The sequence below is a fragment of the Methanooceanicella nereidis genome (genome assembly GCF_021023085.1).
Taxonomy (GTDB): domain Archaea; phylum Halobacteriota; class Methanocellia; order Methanocellales; family Methanocellaceae; genus Methanooceanicella; species Methanooceanicella nereidis.
Genome location: NZ_PGCK01000005.1, coordinates 1 through 19,585, shown reverse-complemented (window position 1 = coordinate 19,585; position 19,585 = coordinate 1). Strand labels below are relative to the sequence as shown.

General features: G+C 44.1%; 20 protein-coding genes. 13 read left to right on the top strand and 7 right to left on the bottom strand.

The window, feature by feature from the left end:
• Positions 1 to 554: 554 nt before the first annotated feature.
• Positions 555 to 1,301, bottom strand: a complete 747-nt coding sequence (gene larC, locus CUJ83_RS07045; RefSeq protein WP_230741586.1) for a nickel pincer cofactor biosynthesis protein LarC — start codon at positions 1,299 to 1,301, stop codon at positions 555 to 557.
• A gap of 21 nt (positions 1,302 to 1,322) precedes the next feature.
• Complete coding sequence (gene larE, locus CUJ83_RS07040) at positions 1,323 to 2,144, bottom strand: ATP-dependent sacrificial sulfur transferase LarE (RefSeq protein WP_230741585.1); 822 nt, start codon at positions 2,142 to 2,144, stop codon at positions 1,323 to 1,325.
• A gap of 153 nt (positions 2,145 to 2,297) precedes the next feature.
• Here larE and CUJ83_RS07035 point away from each other — a divergent pair, with 153 nt between their 5' ends.
• The 3 genes from CUJ83_RS07035 to CUJ83_RS07025 are packed head-to-tail and all read left to right on the top strand — an operon-like array spanning position 2,298 to position 6,074.
• Positions 2,298 to 4,964, top strand: a complete 2,667-nt coding sequence (locus tag CUJ83_RS07035; RefSeq protein ID WP_230741584.1) for an ATP-dependent helicase — start codon at positions 2,298 to 2,300, stop codon at positions 4,962 to 4,964.
• Complete coding sequence (locus tag CUJ83_RS07030) at positions 4,961 to 5,692, top strand: metallophosphoesterase (protein ID WP_230741583.1); 732 nt, start codon at positions 4,961 to 4,963, stop codon at positions 5,690 to 5,692. The genes CUJ83_RS07035 and CUJ83_RS07030 overlap by 4 nt, the downstream gene beginning before the upstream one ends.
• A 49-nt stretch (positions 5,693 to 5,741) precedes the next feature.
• Complete coding sequence (locus tag CUJ83_RS07025; RefSeq protein ID WP_230741582.1) at positions 5,742 to 6,074, top strand: hypothetical protein; 333 nt, start codon at positions 5,742 to 5,744, stop codon at positions 6,072 to 6,074.
• Between the two features lie 356 nt (positions 6,075 to 6,430).
• Here the strand turns inward: CUJ83_RS07025 and CUJ83_RS07020 are convergent, their stop codons facing one another.
• A complete protein-coding gene (locus CUJ83_RS07020; protein ID WP_255668406.1) occupies positions 6,431 to 6,652 on the bottom strand; it encodes a tautomerase family protein in 222 nt (73 codons plus the stop codon).
• Between the two features lie 268 nt (positions 6,653 to 6,920).
• Here CUJ83_RS07020 and CUJ83_RS07015 point away from each other — a divergent pair, with 268 nt between their 5' ends.
• The 8 genes from CUJ83_RS07015 (at position 6,921) to CUJ83_RS06980 (ending at position 13,920) form a co-directional block, all read left to right on the top strand.
• Positions 6,921 to 7,433, top strand: a complete 513-nt coding sequence (locus tag CUJ83_RS07015; RefSeq protein ID WP_230741580.1) for a DUF7287 family protein — start codon at positions 6,921 to 6,923, stop codon at positions 7,431 to 7,433.
• Positions 7,433 to 8,086, top strand: a complete 654-nt coding sequence (locus CUJ83_RS07010; RefSeq protein WP_230741579.1) for a DUF7288 family protein — start codon at positions 7,433 to 7,435, stop codon at positions 8,084 to 8,086. Before CUJ83_RS07015 ends, CUJ83_RS07010 begins: the two co-directional genes overlap by 1 nt.
• On the top strand, positions 8,087 to 9,313 hold the full coding sequence (locus tag CUJ83_RS07005) for a hypothetical protein (RefSeq protein ID WP_230741578.1): 1,227 nt from the start codon (positions 8,087 to 8,089) through the stop codon (positions 9,311 to 9,313).
• Positions 9,314 to 9,333: 20 nt separating this feature from the next.
• Positions 9,334 to 9,834 carry a hypothetical protein gene (locus CUJ83_RS07000; protein ID WP_230741577.1) on the top strand — a complete coding sequence of 167 codons (501 nt, stop codon included), beginning with the start codon at positions 9,334 to 9,336 and terminating at the stop codon, positions 9,832 to 9,834.
• Between the two features lie 4 nt (positions 9,835 to 9,838).
• Positions 9,839 to 10,627, top strand: a complete 789-nt coding sequence (locus CUJ83_RS06995) for a DUF7289 family protein (RefSeq protein WP_230741576.1) — start codon at positions 9,839 to 9,841, stop codon at positions 10,625 to 10,627.
• 17 nt (positions 10,628 to 10,644) lie between these two features.
• Positions 10,645 to 12,174 (top strand): DUF7289 family protein, encoded by a 1,530-nt coding sequence (locus CUJ83_RS06990; RefSeq protein WP_230741575.1) that lies wholly within the window; start codon positions 10,645 to 10,647, stop codon positions 12,172 to 12,174.
• An 823-nt stretch (positions 12,175 to 12,997) separates the two neighbouring features.
• Complete coding sequence (locus CUJ83_RS06985) at positions 12,998 to 13,405, top strand: type IV pilin domain-containing protein (RefSeq protein WP_230741574.1); 408 nt, start codon at positions 12,998 to 13,000, stop codon at positions 13,403 to 13,405.
• A 38-nt stretch (positions 13,406 to 13,443) separates the two neighbouring features.
• Positions 13,444 to 13,920 carry a type IV pilin domain-containing protein gene (locus tag CUJ83_RS06980; RefSeq protein WP_369423937.1) on the top strand — a complete coding sequence of 159 codons (477 nt, stop codon included), beginning with the start codon at positions 13,444 to 13,446 and terminating at the stop codon, positions 13,918 to 13,920.
• A gap of 114 nt (positions 13,921 to 14,034) precedes the next feature.
• Here CUJ83_RS06980 and CUJ83_RS15680 read toward each other — a convergent pair whose 3' ends face one another.
• On the bottom strand, positions 14,035 to 14,163 hold the full coding sequence (locus CUJ83_RS15680; RefSeq protein ID WP_255668405.1) for a hypothetical protein: 129 nt from the start codon (positions 14,161 to 14,163) through the stop codon (positions 14,035 to 14,037).
• A 131-nt stretch (positions 14,164 to 14,294) separates the two neighbouring features.
• Between CUJ83_RS15680 and CUJ83_RS06975 the strand changes: the two genes are divergently transcribed.
• Positions 14,295 to 15,062 (top strand): glucose-6-phosphate isomerase family protein, encoded by a 768-nt coding sequence (locus CUJ83_RS06975; RefSeq protein ID WP_230741572.1) that lies wholly within the window; start codon positions 14,295 to 14,297, stop codon positions 15,060 to 15,062.
• A gap of 667 nt (positions 15,063 to 15,729) precedes the next feature.
• Here CUJ83_RS06975 and CUJ83_RS06970 read toward each other — a convergent pair.
• Entirely contained in the window at positions 15,730 to 16,824 is a 1,095-nt protein-coding gene (locus CUJ83_RS06970) for a sodium:calcium antiporter (RefSeq protein WP_230741571.1), read from the bottom strand.
• 63 nt (positions 16,825 to 16,887) lie between these two features.
• On the opposite strand from CUJ83_RS06970, the gene CUJ83_RS06965 reads away from it, so the two are divergent.
• The gene (locus CUJ83_RS06965; RefSeq protein WP_230741570.1) at positions 16,888 to 17,241 is read left to right on the top strand and encodes a DUF192 domain-containing protein; all 354 of its coding nucleotides are present in this window, start codon (positions 16,888 to 16,890) and stop codon (positions 17,239 to 17,241) included.
• Positions 17,242 to 17,847: 606 nt separating this feature from the next.
• On the opposite strand, the gene CUJ83_RS06960 is transcribed toward CUJ83_RS06965, so the two are convergent.
• Entirely contained in the window at positions 17,848 to 18,642 is a 795-nt protein-coding gene (locus CUJ83_RS06960) for an NAD+ synthase (RefSeq protein ID WP_230741569.1), read from the bottom strand.
• 113 nt (positions 18,643 to 18,755) lie between these two features.
• Positions 18,756 to 19,256 carry a thioredoxin family protein gene (locus CUJ83_RS06955; protein WP_230741568.1) on the bottom strand — a complete coding sequence of 167 codons (501 nt, stop codon included), beginning with the start codon at positions 19,254 to 19,256 and terminating at the stop codon, positions 18,756 to 18,758.
• Positions 19,257 to 19,585 lie beyond the last annotated feature (329 nt).

Here is a 19,585-nt window from a genome sequence, read left to right as displayed (position 1 = left end):
CAGGTAGATACTAATTTCACAGAAACACAGAAACACAAAATTTTTTCAGATTTTAAGAGCACGAAAGCTCTAAGAATTTACTCACGAAACCTCTAAGGCTCTATCAGCACCGTCAACGCACTAACATCCCAAATGCCCGACTCAATGCCCAAAGTGCACAAATCCACTAACGCTAAAACAAACCCCGAACCTCTCCAAAGCACGAAAGTTTAAATCCCGGTTTGTTTTGCACCTTATTGATCATTATTATATCCTGTATTTTTTAGTCGATTTAAACGGAAACCGAGCTATTGAGCTTTCGTGGTTTGGAGATGTTCGGGCCTTGTTTTAGCGTTAGAGAATTTGAGATTTTAGTGCGTTGAGTCGGGCATTTGGGATGTTAGTGCGTTGACGGTGCTGATAGAGCCTTAGAGGTTTCGTGAGTATGTTTTTTGGTGCTTTTGAGACCTTAAAAAATCATATAAAAATTTTAGTATTTTTGTGGTTCTGTGAAATTAGTATCTACCTGCCATCCGAAAGGTGTAGTTTTAATAAAAAGACTTAAAAACCTTTTATTAATGTTTTTGGCAATATTCTTTTTTCAGCTCTGTCTTTTCGCCTATTATTGCCCTAAGCATGTTCGGCATTTCCAGCTCTTTGGAGCCTGCGCCGTATCCTATGCTTTCCACCTTTATGCCTGGCATATGGCCGAAGCCGGAACAGACCTCGGCAAGAATGGCGGCTCCCGTGGGCGTAGCCAGCTCGATGTTCACGCCGCTTGAGTATATCGGTATGCCTTTCAGGATCTCAAGAGTGGCCGGTGCGGGGACCGGAAGCAATCCGTGAGACGTCTTTACAAAACCGCCTCCGACGTTCACCGGGGATGCATAGACGGCATCAACTCCCGACTCTCTCAGGCATATGGACGCACCGACCACGTCGGCGATCGTGTCGAGCGCTCCCACTTCATGGAAATGTACATGCTCTACAGGAATACCATGCACTTTCGACTCTGCCGCGGCCAGCCTTCTGAACACAGCCCTCGCCATTTTCTTAATATCGGGGTCTAGCTTGCTGTTATCAAGGATCTCGATGATGTCAGAAAGGTGCCTTTCCTCGGTCGTGTCGGATGCCAGAACATCGACCTTTGTGCCCGAGATGCCGCATTTTCTTACTCTGCCGGCCTCGAGCTTTAAACCCTCTATGCCGAGCATATCCAGCCCGTCCTCAAGAACGCGGATATCTACGCCTGCGTCGACCATGGCACCCAGGAACATGTCGCCGCTTATCCCGGAAAAACAATCAAGGTACAAAATTTTCATTTAACCGACCGCCATGAATGATCATTGGCCTTTAAGGACCTCGTTAAGGCTTCCGCTCCTGAATCCTTCAAGGTCGAGCGATATATACTTGAAGCCTAGTTTTTTAATACCATCTACAATATCTTTTTTATGCTTTAAAATATCATCTATCTCATCATACGGGACCTCTATACGTGCGATGTCGCCGTGATGTCTCACTCTAACCTGGGCGAATCCCATGCAGTGAAGCAGGTTCTCGGCCTCGCGTATCGCGTAGATTTTATCCTTCGTTATGCTCTCTCCATAAGGTATGCGTGTGGCCAGGCATGTCCTCGAAGGGCTGTCCCACGTCGGCAGTCCCATCTCCCTGGAAATCTCACGGATCTCGGATTTATACAGTCCGGCCTCTCTCAGCGGGCTCCTGATACCTAATTCTTTCAGAGCTCTTTCTCCCGGCCTGTAGTCTTTTTCATCGTCCTTGTTGGAACCATCGACAATATATGCCAGCCCAAGCTCTTCCTTTAACCCGACAAGGCTTTCATACCGGCCTTTTTTACAGATGTAACATCTTTCGGGGGTGTTAGCGATAAACTCTAAGTTTTCCATTTCCTCTGAGTGAAAAATAATGTGCCTGACACCCAGGCCTTCGGCGACCTTCTTAGCCTCTTCGATGTCCTCCTGTATCATTATCTCGGATACCGCCGTCGCTGCGACGACCTTTTCATATCCGAGTACGTCCACGGCACATTTTAAAAGTAATGTGGAATCCACTCCTCCCGAATATGCGACCAGCACGCTATCCAGCTCTTGCAATATCTCTTTCAGCCTCATGAGTTTCGACTTTAACGCGCTGCCGGCGGCCATCAGGTATCACCTTTTACATACTACAGATTGCTTTGCACATATCTAACCGTTTTTATAGAAAAATACTTTCAATACTCACATAGAGAAAAGATATGAACCTTAAACTTAAAGACTCACTCGCTAATCTAAAAACGAACGTTCAAGGTATTTTTCATGTCAACATCAAGGAGAAAAAAGCAGGCCTACACTCCAGTTTCACCGGTAAGCTACGCGACGCTGGCGCACACGGACGAGGAGATCCTCGACCTGTTCGAGCCGTCGGTAAAAAAATGGTGGAAAGATACGTTCGGCTCACGCCGCAAAGTCAACGGAGGCTATTTTACACCGCCGCAGCGACTTGCCATCCCGCTCATTCACGAGGGCAAGAACGTCCTCATATGCAGCCCTACGGGTTCGGGAAAGACGCTATCGGCATTTACGTCAATAATCAATGAGCTTTTCCTTCTGGCCAGATCGGAAGAAGGGCTGGAGAACAGCGTTTATTGCATTTACATATCACCTTTGAAATCACTGGCTAACGATATACATAAAAACCTGGAGGAGCCCCTTGCCGGGATCAGCGCCCTCTATGGCGACGACAGGCTTATACGCCATGCTATCAGGCACGGCGACACCGCATCCGAAGAGCGGTCTGCGATGCTGAGAAAGACCCCGCATATACTTAACACGACGCCGGAGACTCTCGCAATTTTATTGAACTCGCCAAAGTTCGTGGAAAAGCTCGCGACGGTAAGGTGGGTCATAATCGACGAGATACATTCGATGGCCGATAATAAAAGGGGCGTGTTCTTATCATTAGGGCTGGAAAGGCTTCAGGAAGTCACTAAAAGGCCTTTCGTCAGGATAGGCTGCAGCGCCACGGTAGAGCCCCTGGATAAGATCGCCGAGTTCCTTGCCGGGAACGATAACGGAACTACGCGGGATGTCAGTATCGTGGATACCCGCTTTGTCAGGGAGTTCGACCTGAAGCTATTATGTCCCGTGCCCAACCTTATAGAAGCGACGGCGCATGAGATAAACGAGGCGATGTACGAGATGATACACGGCCTTGTACAGGAAAACAAGAACACCCTGATATTCACGAATACCCGCAGCGGCGCCGAGCGAATTTTATATCATCTGAGGAAGTCTTACCCTGAATTTTATACGGAAGAAAACTCCGGATGCCACCATGGCTCACTTTCAAAGAGCGGCAGGCATGACATTGAGAATAAGCTAAAGTCCGGTACGATGAAGGTCGCCACGACATCTACGTCGCTGGAACTGGGCATAGACATGCCATACCTCGACCTTGTCATACAGGTGGGCTCTCCTAAATCCGTAGCATCATTATTACAGAGGATAGGCAGGGCAGGCCACAGCCTTGGCCAGGTCGTGAAAGGCAGGGTTATCGCCCTCGACCGTGATGAGCTTATAGAGTGCGCTGTAATGCTGAAGAAAGCCCAGGAAGGTTTCATCGACGGCGTGCACATTCCCGAGAACTGCCTTGACGTACTGACGCAGCACCTTTTCGGAATGGCTATAAACGAGCCCATGAGCATCGAAAAGGCCAAAAATATCATTAAGCGCTGTTACTGTTACCGGGACCTCAGCGACGAAGACTTCATGAGCGTCGTAAAATATCTCTCGGGCGGGCTCCCCGGAATGGAAGAGAAGAGCATATACGGCAAGATATGGTACGACGACGAGACGAACTATATCGGAAAGCGCGGAAAGCTCTCAAGGATGATATATTACACTAACGTAGGCGTCATACCCGATGAGTTCTCATGCGACGTGCTGACTCGCGGAGATAACAAATGGGTGGGAAGCCTTGACGAGCAGTACCTTGAAAAACTCCAGAAGGGCGACGTTTTCGTTCTCGGAGGTAAATTCTACGAGTTCATATACCGCAGGGGCGGAAAGGTGTATGTCGACAACTCGACAAGCCGTCCGACCGTCCCCTCTTGGTTCTCGGAAAGGCTGCCGCTCTCCTTCGACCTCGGGCTTCATGTCCTCGAGTTCAAGGCAGAGATGACAAAGCGCATAGGGGACAGCCGGACCTTAAAATGGCTTTTTAAGAATTACCCTGTGGACGAGAACACGGCGGCGAGCATCTTTCAGATCTTCGACGAACAGGATAGATATTCGGGCGACGATTCCATAGCGACCGGAACCAGGTTCGTGGTCGAGGAGCACCAGGATAAGGAGCACCTGCGCCGTTACTACTACTTCCAGTCTAACTACGGCAGACAGTTCAACGACGGGCTTAGCCGTATCCTCGCTTTCATAGTATCAAGGGAAAAGACCAGCAACGTGACACTGTCAGTAAGCGACAGCGGCTTCTTCATCTCGGTCCCGCTTTCGAAAAAGCTGGACATAAAAGGCTATATGGAGTCGCTTGACGAGACCATGGCGAAGGAGATACTTCGCGAGTCGCTCGAGGAGAGCCAGCTTCTGAAGCGCATGTTCAGGATCAACGCCACAAGGTCCCTTATGATACTAAGGAACTATAAGGGCCACCAGAAGAGCGCAAGGCGCCAGCAGGTGTCCGCCGATATGATGCTGTCGTTCGCCCACCGGCTCGATAACTTTTCTGTACTTGAAGAGTCATACAGGGAAATAATCGAGGATAAGCTGGAGATAGACCATATCCAGCAGATAGTGCGCGCGATAAAGGGCGGCGATATGGAAGTCGTCGTTATCAATGTCGATTCCCCGAGCCCGCTGTCGTTCGGCGTGGCGTCTCTGTCCGCTTCGGACGTCGTGCTGGCGGAGGACAAGACGTCGCTGCTGAAAGAGTTCCACAGGCGCGTCATGGAAAAGATCGGGAGTAAATGAGGTTGAAGATAGAGTATTTCCGCAGCGCTGCATATTTCCCTGGCATTAAAGTTTGCACATGCTCCGACATACACATCGGCATAGAGGACGCCCTTCAGGCCGAAGGCTTCTCAATGCCTTTGGACGAGGAGCGCGAACTGCAGGAACGTTTTAACGATATAATAAAAAAATTCAAGCCGGAAACTATCGTGCTTAACGGCGACATCCTGCATGAGTTCCACAGGCTGAGGAGGAACACTAAAAAGTCCTTCGACAGGATAATGCTCAGCCTTATCGCCTCCGTGGATAATATCATAGTGATAACAGGCTCGCATGATAAGATGCTGGAACTGGCTCTTCAGGACATCGATGGCGTTACGGCAGAAGAATTCTTTTTTAAAGGGGGTGTGCTCTTCACGCACGGGAATACCATACCCTCCCGCGCGAACGATCCTGACGTAAAGCTCATAGTGCTCGGCCATGAGCATCCCTCGCTTGACATAGAACTTAAAAAGCAGCCTTGCTTCCTGTATGGCAAGAAGACTTGGCGCGGGAAGGACGTGCTTGTATTGCCCGCGTTTAATCCCCTTTGTTCCGGGACGACGATAAACTATATGGACTCCAGGGATTTTATGTCCGCATTCATCAAAGAAGGGGACATCGGCAAGTATCGCCCTATCATCACTGCTGATGACGAAGCGCTGGAGTTCCCCATGTTAAAAGAGTTCCGGGATATATTAAACATATAATAGGCTGTAAATTATTAAAGTCTTAACATGCAGAAGACGTTTGTTATCAATGGCTACGGATATAAAAGGCAGTTCAATGATGCTTCCGAAGATCAATGAAATTAAGCTCATTGCGACCATTAAAAATGTTTTATCTAATATTCCCGTAAGGATAAAATATACACTTTTGCTTTTTACGGCCACAAGGGTAATGCTGACCGCTATAGGGCTCATGTCACATTTGACTCTGGCTAAAAAGCTATACGGAGTTCGATTGGCTGAGCATGTGAGGTGTGTGGGACAGCGTATGGTATCTGGATATTGCCGCGAACGGCTATTCGGCGATACTCCAATGAAGTCAACATGTCCAACTATGCGTTTTTCCCTCTATGTCCTCTGCTGATGCCCCTGGTGAACGTTCTAGCGGGCGACTTTTTTATCTCGGGGTTTATCGTCTAGAATATTTGCTTGATAGTTGCATGCGTTTATATATTCAGGCTTGTCCGGCTCGATGATGATGAAAGGACCGCGCTCAGGCCGAAAAATAACTTATACTGTTCCCTAACGCTTTCATCCAGTCGGGAGTATTTACGGGATCGTTATTCCTTGAGCTGTGCGTCCTGTGCTTTTACTATGTGAAGAAAGGTAACTGGCTTGCTGCAGGTATCCCACATGGGGATATGGACGATAACATCTTTCTTTATAATTTGAGCTAAAAATTTGATAAAAATATATTAGAAAAAATTTGATAATAAAAGCTCACTCATCAGCCAGCTTACCTGCACAGCCCCAGTTCTCTTTTTTAACGTCTTCTATGATCACTGTCACTGCTTCCGGATTTACTCCTTCTTTTACGAATACATCAGTAATCCCGGATACTATCTTTTTCTTAGCTTCCTTAGTTCGGCCTTCCCACATATATATCTTAATTACAGGCATATCAATAGAATATTTTTTAAAAGTATATAAGCTAAACTTCAATTATAGATTAATCTAACTAATAATTAAGTTCTTTATGGTTTTTAAACGTTCAAAACGTATTCTTATTATCAAGTAACATTAAAAATCGTCTTTTTCTTTCGTTTAAATAATTAATGCTTATTATTCAATATTTTATACATAGAAAAGTTATATTTGAATATTATGTAAAAAGACATATTTAAAATCGAAATTTCCAGCGATAGCTTATTATAAGACTTCTGCTTAAAATAATAAAGCAATCGATACCTATTTGGAAGGTACTGGCACTATGAGGAGACTAATTCGCGATAATACTGCTCAAACAGGCCTGGATTTCATTACAGGGATAACCATCTTCTTGATCGCGTTTATCTTTGTATTCGCATTCATACCGGGAATGTTCACGCCTTTCCAGTCAAACTCCGATGAGTTGACAATGACCGCCGACAGGGTGGGAATGACACTGGTAGAGACGATACTGGCAAAAAACAATTCGGGTACGATAATGCCGGGGATCGTCGATCTTAACGTTTTCAATAATTTAAAATCCGGCATAGAGAGCCCTTCCAGCCCGGCTGACTATAATAATCTAATGAGATCACTGGGTATGGATATTAATGGTAAGATCCATAACCTGCAGATCATAGTTGAGGATGAGGACGGCACAGAGTACAAGATCAATGGCGGGATAACCCCGGGAAATGAAAATGTCGGCCAGAGCAAGCGTTTCGTTTATATGCGGGACTCCAATCCGGCTAATTATCCGGGTAAAATGGCAATATTGACCGTGAGGGTTTGGTAATGGCTTCATTAAGACGTGACGACAGGGGGCAAATGCAGACTATCGAAGGGCTGGGAGCAGCTATGATCATGCTGTCAGTGCTTGCGTTAGTCGTACAGACGACTTCAGTGACACCTCTTACATCTTCATTCACTAACCAGCATATTAAATTAGAGCTTCAAAACATGGGCCAGGATATACTTACGACGTTAGATGAGACGTATACGATGAACACTACCGATCTGAACGCGACGTCGTTATTAAAGCAGAGCATCAAAGAATGGGTCCTGGTTAATAATTATGACTGGTACGCATGGAACAACACCACGTACGTCAGTCTTTCTTATGTGAACAACACCACGATACTGAATACCGCTTTAGGGAACGCTTTAAGTTACGCTTTGATAGATCGCGGCGTGGCGTTTAACGTAGAGGTCGCTTATCCTGACATGGAGAATCGTGTCAGGTGTGCAAAAATGATATGGAACGGCGACCCGTCTGAAAACTGCGTGACCGTCTCAAGGATCATAGTACTGCACGATGACGTTTACGGGACCGGGAAAGACATACCCGTCGACGGCTATTATGATAATAGCTTCATATTGCCGGATATAAGTCCGGATACGCCGCTGCATAACGTGGCTGAAGTAAAACTGACGATGTGGGTGATGTAGGTGTCAAAGATCATTAGGGATGATTCCGGCCAGTTCCTGCTGACAAGCGCATTCATACTAGCTTTCGCCATAATCGCGATCACGCTCATGCTGAATAACGTGATATTTTCGAGCAATATGGCATATGTAGGCATGATGGACCAGTCAAGGTACGATGCCCTGTCTCTTAAACAGGCTACGGCTAAAGAAATATCCTATGCTTATAATTATACTAAAGGCGACGCAGACAGCAGCAGGTTTGACAAATATACGGACGACTATGAGAAAGCACTTAACGGCCTGTATGGAATAAAATCAAAACAGGTCACCATTACGAGTACGCCATACCGTATCCCTATCAGCGATCCGCTCGCCGTCACAGAGACCGAATCGCAATTATCTATCATCGGAAGGAACTCTAATTTAACTTATAAGATATTTACGGGTAACCCTCTATCTTCGGGAACGACCCCCGGCGGGACTTCCAGCGGCTATAAGATAAACATTATACCTTCGAAATATAACGTGACCGTAGGGCTAACGCCTATGGATTACGTACTTTTGACGGTTGAAGTTTTCAGTAACAGTTCAACCCCTGTGGCACAGGCAAACGTCGATGTGACTATGCATAAAACTCTTGCGGGGTCAGAATTCAGGGATCTCTCGGGTACGGCCGTAACTGTCGTCACTACCGATTCTACCGGCAAGGCTACGTTAAAATATGTTAGTGCACAAACAGGCACCGATACGATATATGCGACGATCGGGGCTGGTAACAGATCTAACGACATTAACATATTTTGCGCCCCGATACCATCCGCCTGCAGTCATGTTGTGGGCAATACGACCTATACAAAAACATATGCGGAGAATGAGAAGATCTATGCTACCGGCGGCGGTAACCTGAGGGCTGATTTCGTTAAGATCAGCTACGATATTTACGTAAACGGATTATACAACTTCAGCAATTTCAAGGTGGATATAACCTTAAATCCCGATTCCAATAACACGGCTTTCGCAACGTCGGATGATAGCGGCTCTTTCACTCAGGCCCTGATCAGCGGTACCAATTATAATAAAAACATCAATGTACGTATACAATGTCTTGATAATGACTATCCCTACTTTGCGAACCTGACCATGAGAATATCCGGAACGTGTAACATTTGCGGGACACCCGGGAACAGGCCGCTTTACGAGCGAGAGGTCATCATACACGTACGGGGTAATCCCGGCGATTGGCCATAGATCCACAGGAGCGAGCTGCTATGGGTAAAAATTTTTTGAAGGATGAAACGGGAGTCAACGTGGTGGTCGAATATATTTTCACCCTCATCATCATGTCCGTACTCCTGACGATCCTGCTTATGACATTAAATTCTGTTATAAGCACCAGTGACAGGCTTGTCCTGAAGGAAGAGTTCGACATCATCTCTAATGACTTTGCGGGAAGGATAACCTGCGTCTCCAACGAGATATATATGAATGGCTATACCGATGAACACACGAACACGACAGCGACAGGATATGGCCTGTATTTTGAATTGCCGAAACTGGTAAAAGGAAAGCAATACATTGTGAACGTTACCTATGACGCCGCTACAAGGAGCGGAGACGTTATCATTACCTATGAAGCAAATTCCGGCGTGACATCAGCAGCATCCTTTAGCAGCGTGGTGCCGGTGGAAGAGACTTTCTTCTATAGCTCGGACGCGCCAGGGCATATCTATTACAATGGTAGCACGATAGTAATAGACCTGGAGGATTGATCATATGTATCGTTCTTTGTTAAGCTCCGATAAAGCGGTATCCGAATCTATGGGCTACATATTAGTGACCTTTATACTTGTCACATCGATATCTATAATCTTGTTAATAGGATATCCTGCCTTCACCCAGGAACTGGACAGGAGCCACCTTCAGAATATGGAAGAAGGCTTTTACATAATGGCCTCCGAAGGCAATAAGGTCGCAATGCTGGAGTCGACATTTCAGTCCGCAGAGCTAAAGTTACACGGCGGCTCCCTTGGCATACGTGAGGACGGCTATATAAACATATTTTGCTATAGCGACCATGAAGGTAACAATTTAATGGGCAATAATAGCACGACATTGTCAGCTATGGAATATTCTATAAATGACCAGGGTGTAGCATATCTGCTGGGCGGAGTTTGCAGGAAAAACGGTGATTATACATATGCCGTAAAGAACCCTGAGATCTATAATAGCTCAAACATGTTCGTCGTACCGGTCATAAAGTTTTACAACAGCAACGTGGCCATAAGCGGCAACGGCCTGACTAGAATATCGATCTCGACGCCTTACTACTCAAAACTTTCTCAGTATGTCAGTTACCCTATGCCAAGCTACTATGATAACGTTAAGCGGATAGACGTACATCTAAGCGGTGATTATACTAATTATCTTAGCAGGTTCTTCCAGGACGAATTGTACTTCAATGAGTTGAGCAATACCGGCGGTGTCGTCGTCCTTAGCAATAATTATACTTCGGGCATTAAGTTCTGCTGGATGCCCTCATATGTAACGATAACAGCAAAATGACAAAGGGGACAGTATCTATGTTGGTGAATGATCTAAGATCGGCTAAAAACGGGCACGATAGTATGATAATAAGGGATGATGCGGTCTCTGAAATATTCGGTTACCTGATCCTCATGGGAATAGTGGTTTTGGGAATATCGATTATATTACTTTCCGGAGCTTATGTGATCCCTGACAGTAAAGAAACTGCCCAGTTCAATACAGTTGAGCAGGCTTTTACCGTAGGGGACTCCAGGATGAGCAAAGCAAGGTTCAGTACATCCATATTCCAGGAGACGCCTTTTGAGTTCGGTGACGGAACGGTCTTCGTGAACGGCACAGAAGATGATAGCTATATCGCTATTTATGGCGCGGACCAAAAACTGATCCACCGCTGTGCGCTGGGAACTGTAAAATATGTGGGTGATAACGGCGAAATAGCATATCAGGGCGGAGGTGTCTGGGTAAAATATCCTAACGGCGGCACCATAATGCGGTCCCCTCCAGACTTTAACTATAATGGCGTCACGCTTACGCTGCCCATAACGCGTATTGATGGCAATACAAGCATTGCTGTTAACGGCGGTGGCGCTGTAATGCTTGACGCGAGCTCGCCTGACGGCGTGATAACTCCGATCTATCCGGGCATCAAGGGCATGAACCCTGTGCCTCAGAACTACTCTATTAACATTACCATTAAATCGGATTACTATTCAGCATGGGCGGACTATATCAACGAACGTACCAGCGCAATAGCCGTGACCGACCCATCTAAAAAGATCGTGAACGTCTCGCTGAAGACCGGTATACCGTTACAGAATAAACTTGCAATAGACGGTTTCACGACAGAAGCCATGGATACTGACGATCCTACACCGATAGAGGTCTTTATCCTTAACCTTACTGGCAGGAACCCCGGTAACTGTTATACCCTGACTTACTGTGTACCCGATATTGACGGTGCAGAACCCGATCCGCAGTTATACATCATCGTGACGAGACTTAACGGTAAAATAAAGGACGAGGCTGGCGTGCCGGTAAATGAAAACAAGAACTACGGCGTCATCGAGTTCAAGTATATTGATAAGGCGAACGGCATAGAAGAGGTATTTGCAAACTGTACCGAATACCAAAGGCAGGAATTCAGGGAAGACAGCCTGTATATAGATATGCTTAACCAGTCTTACGTGCTTAATTATCATAGCACGAACCCGACAGTGACATGGGGCACGGACCAGGCCAATTTTGATACGGGTTTGGTGATAGGGTATGATGACAGTTCTGATATTATGCCGGGAGGGTCTAAGACGCTTCACGACATAACACAGCATTATCTCTGGCTGATGGCAAAACAATACCCGGATGACGGGCCGGACTATGATATCGCGGAAAAGAAAATATCAGGTCTGCCTGGAGGGCCAACCGGCAATAATAATTTCAAGTTTAACCCTGACGAGTCAAGGGTATTTATAAAATATCGTTCCGGCCAGGATATAAAATACCTTTACATAACAGAGGGTGTATTAAAAGTAGGCCTGTCGTCAAAGACAGGAAGCATGCAAAGCTGAGCTTGATATAAATTAACATAGACTGTCCGATGCGGTAATTCAGGATGCAGGTAATAGGTAAATGAATAAACCTATGATCATATTGATCAAACGGTATCCTGGATTACTGCACAATTCTATTTTTTATTGAAAATAACTTGAAAGGCGCATAATTTTCGTAGAAAGAACCAGAATCAGTTTTTTATATATTTATAATATAAATAGTATATAAGGTAATTTTGATGTGGATATTTTATATTTTGGTGTTTTACTTTACTCTGAAGTAGGGCATTATTTAATATCTACCTTATTAATTAAACATGGTAAAGGTCAAGAATGATGGGGCCCTCATGAAAAAACTTGGGCATAGAAAAACCTATTGACACAAATTTTACAAAATATACAAAATATTAGTAAAAATCATATTTAAAAATCAATTACTTATAAATCTTTGTATTGTAATTATTCATAAGTATTTTTACTTTTTTAATTACAATTTTATAATGTTTGCTTTATAATTTTTATTTAGTTTTTTACTTATTAATCATATTTTATTTCAATAAATTATTTTTTAAAAATATTTGTAAATAAACTCGACAATTTATTTTTATAAAATGATTTTTCGAAAATATTTTCGAAAATTTTAGTAAACATTTTTTATTTTTACATTAAATCTACTAAATTTCATACAGTACAATTTTTACAAAATAACTTTGGTGTATGGCGTTTTTGACAGCAAAAAGATTAAGTACCTATTGATAGTAATACAGTATCTAGCATATTTATATGTGTCTCATTTGTGGGTTCACAAGTGGGGTGGAATGGTTTAGGAGGTTAAACTAATATGAGGAACTTTAAGAAGAATGATGAGGCAGTATCCGCCGTCATCGGTGTTATCCTTATGGTAGCGATCACCGTTATCTTAGCGGCAGTTATTGCAGCATTCGTATTTGGAATGGCAGGTGGCGTAGGTACAAAGAAGAATCCCGCTTTCACAATGAAGAGGGTTGCAAGTGGATCAACTACCTATTTAGATGTTACTTTTGTAGACATGGGTGGAGCACAGACAGTAAATTCTCTTACACTAACAGCTGATGGTACTACTTTAACAGCAGTTCCTGTACCTTCATCAACTTCGATGACTGTCGGTGAAACTTACAGGTATACATTAGCCTCCTCGGCTCAGTATCACGTTGTAGGTAGTGCTACAGTCGATGGAAATAGCCAAGTAGTAATTGATGCAACTGTATAAGGGGATTAATCCTCTTCTTTTTTTTATTATAGTAATAAATTTTATTTAGTTTTAACATTATTATACATAGGGGTTTTAATACGTTATTTTTTCAAAATAATGATAAAGGCGAATCAGAAACTATTGGCATTATTCTTATAGTTGCAATTGTTGTCATTTTAGCAGCTTTAGTGGCGGCTTATTCGCTTGGACTATTAAATAATATTGGTAAAAATAATATTCCTGTATTTACAATAACAAAGATGTCTAATGATGTATTAGACATTACTTTTGCAGATAAAAATGGTGCACAAATAGTAAGTGAATTGACAATAATATCGCCAGAGACAGGTTCTTTATATGAACTTCAATATCAAAACGGTGGATTGGGGAATCCATGTAATATTGGGACTGTTATGTCAGTAGGTGATGTTTACAGGTATAAATATGTAAATGTACCAATGAATGATATACATCTAGTTGTAACCGCAAAAGTCGATGGAAAAGAAAAAGTTGTAATAGATACTAATGTTTAATTGAATTTATTAAACATATAATATATTTTTTATATATATATATTTATATATATTTAATGTCTAAATATTTACAATAATTAAATAAAATATTTTTATTTTAATAATTTTTTATTATCATGTCCTCATCGTATCTTCGCTTCCACAATGCGGACATTTTATCGGGAAAAAGTAAGGATCAGCCTCAAATACGAACCCGCACACTTTGCATACGTAAAATACCTTATTCTGGTCAACATCTTCCATAATGCTAATTTTCACTAACTGATTGCTTATAAATTATTCGGTTTATTCTTAACCTTTCGACTTCTTTTCTCCGATACATTTCAAAACCTATAATACGGGGAAATGCATTATTATATAAATGGTGTGTTATAGTGAACCCGACCAGAACGCTTGAATTCGGCGGCAAGACCATTTCCCCGAGCGTCAGAAGATTAAGTGATATGACTGACGTCATCTATGATATCGAATGGCTTAAAAACGCCCCGGACATGGAACTTTATTATATGTACAGGGATGTCCACATGAGCAGGCAGGACCATTCCATAATATTAGATAACGGTCTCCGCTATGATATCACAGTCATCCCGCCCGCAAGGCTGGGCAGCGAATTCATTAAAACGGCAGGACATTACCACCCGTACAAAGGCGATACCGGCTATACCTTCCCCGAAGTCTACGAAGTGCTAAAGGGAAAAGCTCACTACTTATTACAGAAATGTGAAGGCGGCAGGATGGCCGACGTCGTGATGATAGAGGCTGTCGAGGGCGACAAGGTCATAATCCCCCCGAACTACGGCCACGTGACAATTAACCCGTCAAATAAAGAATTAAAGATGGCGAACTGGGTATCCAGGAACTTCGAGTCAATATACGAGCCATACAAAAAATGCGGCGGGGCTGCTTACTACGAGCTTACTGACGGCCGGCTGATAAAGAACGCCAGGTGCGACCAGGTCCCGGAGATCAGATACCTAAAGCCGACGAACTACTCAAAGGTAGGGTTCGCGAAGGGTAAAGAGATGTATGGACTTGTGCGCGATCCCGGTAAACTCGAATACCTGAACTATCCAGAAAAATATGACTGGCTATGGGAGGAGGTACTGAGCGATAAAAACCGGGCAGAGCCTCCAATGCTATGATGACAATATTGATATTATAGGGTGTTATAAGTTATAATTGCATTGGGATTTTTCCACCCTATGATATCTATTTTAAATTAAGGTTCTGCTACTTTATCAAAATCTTCGCCTTATGCCTGACGGATGGCAGGTAGATACAAACCTCACGAAAACACGGAAACACAAAATTTTTTAATGATTTTTTTTAAGGGCACGAAATCTCTAAGAGTTCACTCACTAAACCTCTAAGGCTCTAGTATCACCGTCAACGCTCAAACGTCACTAACGCTCAACTCAACGCACGAAAATCACTAATCCACTAACGCTAAAACAAGGCCCGAACTTCCCCAAAACACGAAAGTTTAAATCGCGGTTTGTGCTAAGCCTTATTGATCATCATTATATCCGGTATGCTTTAGTCGTGTTGAACGGAAACCGGGTTATTAAACTTTCGTGCTTTTGAGAGGTTCGGGATTTGTTTTAGCGTTAGTGTATTAGAGAATTTGGTGCGTTGAGTTGAGCATTTGGGACGTTAGTGCATTGACGGTGATACTAGAGCCTTTGTGGTTTAGTGAGTAAGTTTTTGGTGCTTTTGAGCTCTTAAAAAATCATAAAAAAATTTTTGTGTTTCCGTGTTTTCGTGAGGTTTGTATCTACCTGCCATCCGTCAGGTAAAACTACTAAAAATCTAGATACTCCATAGCACCAGCGCTATGAAGATCAGGTATAGCAATCCGCCCATCATAAGCCCGGACATGCTCATCTCTTTATGGCTCGACCTTATGTAAAGCACAACACCGGAGAATAGCGCTATCGCAATGCTCACTGCCTCAAGGAACTGCACAGTGTTCGTCAGATCAAGGTGCCATCCTGTAAGAATAATACCGAACGTCACGGGTATACAGCTCTGGAACACCATTGCGCCGGTAATATTCCCTATCGCAAAAGTATCCTTCTTTTCGCGTATCCACAGCATGCTGTTGAACTTCTCCGGAAGCTCGGTAGCGATAGGGCTGATAATAAGTGATAATATGAGCGGGTTTATCCCTATGATATCCGCGATGCTTTTGATCTGGTTCACGAACAGGTTCGCTCCCAGAATGATCGCGGCAAGCGCGGCCAGCACCTGTATGATAATAAGTATTGTATGAGGCTCTGGCGGATTGAAGACTTTATAGCCCGAACCGTCCATGTCAGTAGGGCACTGTACGGGCTCACCAGACTTACCAGTACATTTTCTAATGACGTTATCAAAGTAAAGGTTCTTCAGATCCTCCCCGCCGTCACATGTCTCGCCCGTCTTTAAAGTATAGATCACATAAACGAGGTATAAAGGTATCAGAGTATATCCAAGTATGACCTTGAAAAACCCGTACTCGGGCGGTGTGAGAGCTGCGATCGCAGCCAGCGAATATGCCAGCAGGAAAAACTTAAGGTCGCGCCTGATCAGCAATCCGTTGATCTTGAGTTTATTCGTCCCTCTTCTCTTTCTAAATACCAGCACAGACAATCCGCAGACGAAAAGCGCAAGTGTCGCCAGCATGAACGGTGCGCCGAGTATCGCTCCGACACCGATCTCATGTCCTGCATCCCCGCCTATTAACAATATCGCTATAAGGGGTACTATCGTCTCCGGGAGAGCCGTCCCGACGGCTGCAAGGACACTGCCCACTGCACCTTCTGATAGTTTAAAACGCTTGCCGGTCCACTCGACACCGTTCGTGAAAAGCTCACATCCGGTGAGTATTATGGCAAAGCTCAGTAGAAAGAGTACCAGGTCCATTCAATCCACGAGACTATAGGAGGTCAATTATTGATAAATAGTTTTCCGGCTAATTACCATTAAATGAATCTACTAAAGAAGAGCGACGGGACCATCATAGCCAGGAACATAGAGTTCGCCGACACGATGCTAAAGCAAACTATCGGGCTGATGTTCCGCAGAGATATACCTGAAGATTTTGCAATGATATTCGACGTGATATGGGAACAATACGTGGACATACATATGATGTTCGTCACTTTCCCCATCGATCTGGTCTACCTGAATAATGAAAAAAAGATAGTTGATCTTAAGAAAGGATTAAAGCCATGGACAGGGATGGCGACACCTAAGTCACCTGCAAGATATGTAATAGAAATGCCGGTGGGGACCGTAGAAAAATTTTATCTGAAGGAAGGGGGCGTGCTAGAGTGGTAATTTTTATTAGAAAAATTTTTCCAAAATTTTCACCACAAAGTACACGAGGGTAACTAAGGTTCACTAGCTTAACCACAAAGTACACGAGGGTAACTAAGGTGCACTAGCTTAACCACAAAGTACACGAGGGTAACTAAGGTTCACTAGCTTAACCACAAAGTACACGAGGGTAACTAAGGTTCACTAGCTTAACCACAAAGTACACGAGGGTAACTAAGGTTCACTAGCTTAACCACAAAGTACACGAGGGCAACTAAGTAACACAATTTTTTTGAGCTTGTTCATCTTTTTTAAATATATCGTGTTACTTGGTTGCCTTTGTGTCCTTTGTGGTTAAGCTGGCGGACCTTGGTTGCCTTTGTGTCCTTTGTGGTGAAAAACCGTGTTCCTTGGTTGCCTTTGTGTCCTTTGTGGTGAAAAACCGTGTTACTTGGTTGCCTTTGTGTCCTTTGTGGTGAAAAACCGTGTTACTTGGTTGCCTTTGTGTCCTTTGTGGTTAAGCTGGTGGACCTTAGTAACCTTTGTGTCCTTTGTGGTGAAAAATAGTATTCATCAATTACTTTTGCGGCGAATAAATCTTCTACAATGTAATCAATCGCTATGTGCTCATACATCGAGTTTGACTATCGGCGGCATGATGCGCTTATGCTCGCTGCCCCTGATCCTCTGCATCACTTTATCGATCGACTCGTCATCTACGCCAGTCTCTTTTTTGATCTGTTCCCTTGTCAGTCCTTTATCGAACATTGCATATAGGATCATATCAGCAGTCTTATAGCTCAGCCCGAGCTCCGCCTCGTCCGTCTGCCCTTTCCATAACCCTGCAGAAGGCGCTTTACTAACGATATGCTCCGGTATTCCCAGGTGCCTTGATAGCTGCCATACCCTGGTCTTGTAAAGATCGCCAATAGGCAAAATGTCGACTCCGCCGTCACCGTATTTCGTAAAGTAGCCAAGGCACAGTTCAGTCTTGTTCCCTGTCCCGAGGACTATGCGGCCGTCCAGGTTCGCCGCAAAGTAGTTCATGATCATCCTTACGCGCGGCTTGACGTTGGCGTATGCCAGTTTACATTCTTCGGGCCCTAACTCCGGCCTCGACCTGTAGATAGCCTGCACGATGCTGCTTATATCGATGATCTCATAATCGATGCCAAGGCTCTCGGCAAGCTCCCTCGCGTGCTGTATATCGTCCGGGTCCGTGGACGTGGAATCCGGCATGATCAGGCCGTACACGTCGACCACCCTTGAGGCAAGCGTCGCGACGAGCGCGGAGTCTATGCCGCCGCTGATGGCAAGTATAGCGCCGTTTGAGTTACTAAGCTCGACGACACGCACTATTGATTCCATTATCTTATTCTCACATTTTACCAGGCTTTCCTTCGAGAGTTCAAGTCCTTCCATGTTCACACCGTGCATTACTTTGGCATACTAATACTATACCGGGGTAAATTTAAAAGTTGTTATGTAAAAATAAGAAAACGGGAATGATTCCCGCCTAATTTACCATGTTTCGATCATGCTGCTCTTGCGCTTAAGGCAGTATCAAGCAGTTTAACAAGCTGGTCCTTTTGATGAAGGCCCAGGATCTTCGAGCTATCCCTGTTCTCTGTCAGGTTTCCGGCCTCATCTACATAAAGGTATGATCCGTCCGGGTTCTTTTTCACGATCAAATTCATGTGCGGTATCGGATTTACGTTATACTCTGCGACCAGAGCCCTGTGTACGCTCGTATCTATGTACAGGAAACTGATGCCATCATACTCTATTGACAGCTGCTCTGCTATTGGTTTTTGTAAGCGGCACCAGTAACATCCGTCGTTCCCGAACTCCAAAAATACCGGTCCTGTCTCCAGCGCGGCGTCTATGTCTTCCGCACTGCTAAGTTCCTTCATCAGGGAACCTTCTACCGGTGCTGTACTTTCCGGCGAGAGCTGCTGGCATATGCAACCACTGCTAAATGATATTGTAAGTATCAAGATTATCATTGGGATGATCATTTTAGCTCTTAATCGCATACTGTTCAATCTAACACTGAATATTAGATACTTTTCGGTGAAATTTTCCCGGTTTTGGTAATCTTATTTAAGTGTATATTCTCTCACAAAGGCGAGTAATGTACACTATTTTTCACCACGAAGCGCTCAACGGGCTCTAGGGTACACTAAGTTTTTTATGATAATAATTATCTTCAAAAAAGTCCTTTGTGAACCCTTGAGCCCAGTAGTTGTGATGGTGTTTAGTTGGTTGTGGTGTTGTTGTTTGTTTTTGTGGTGTTTTTGGTTGGTTAGTATGGGAGGAGTTATCAGTTTATCGGTTGTTTTTTGTGTGTGAAAACTAAAACGTT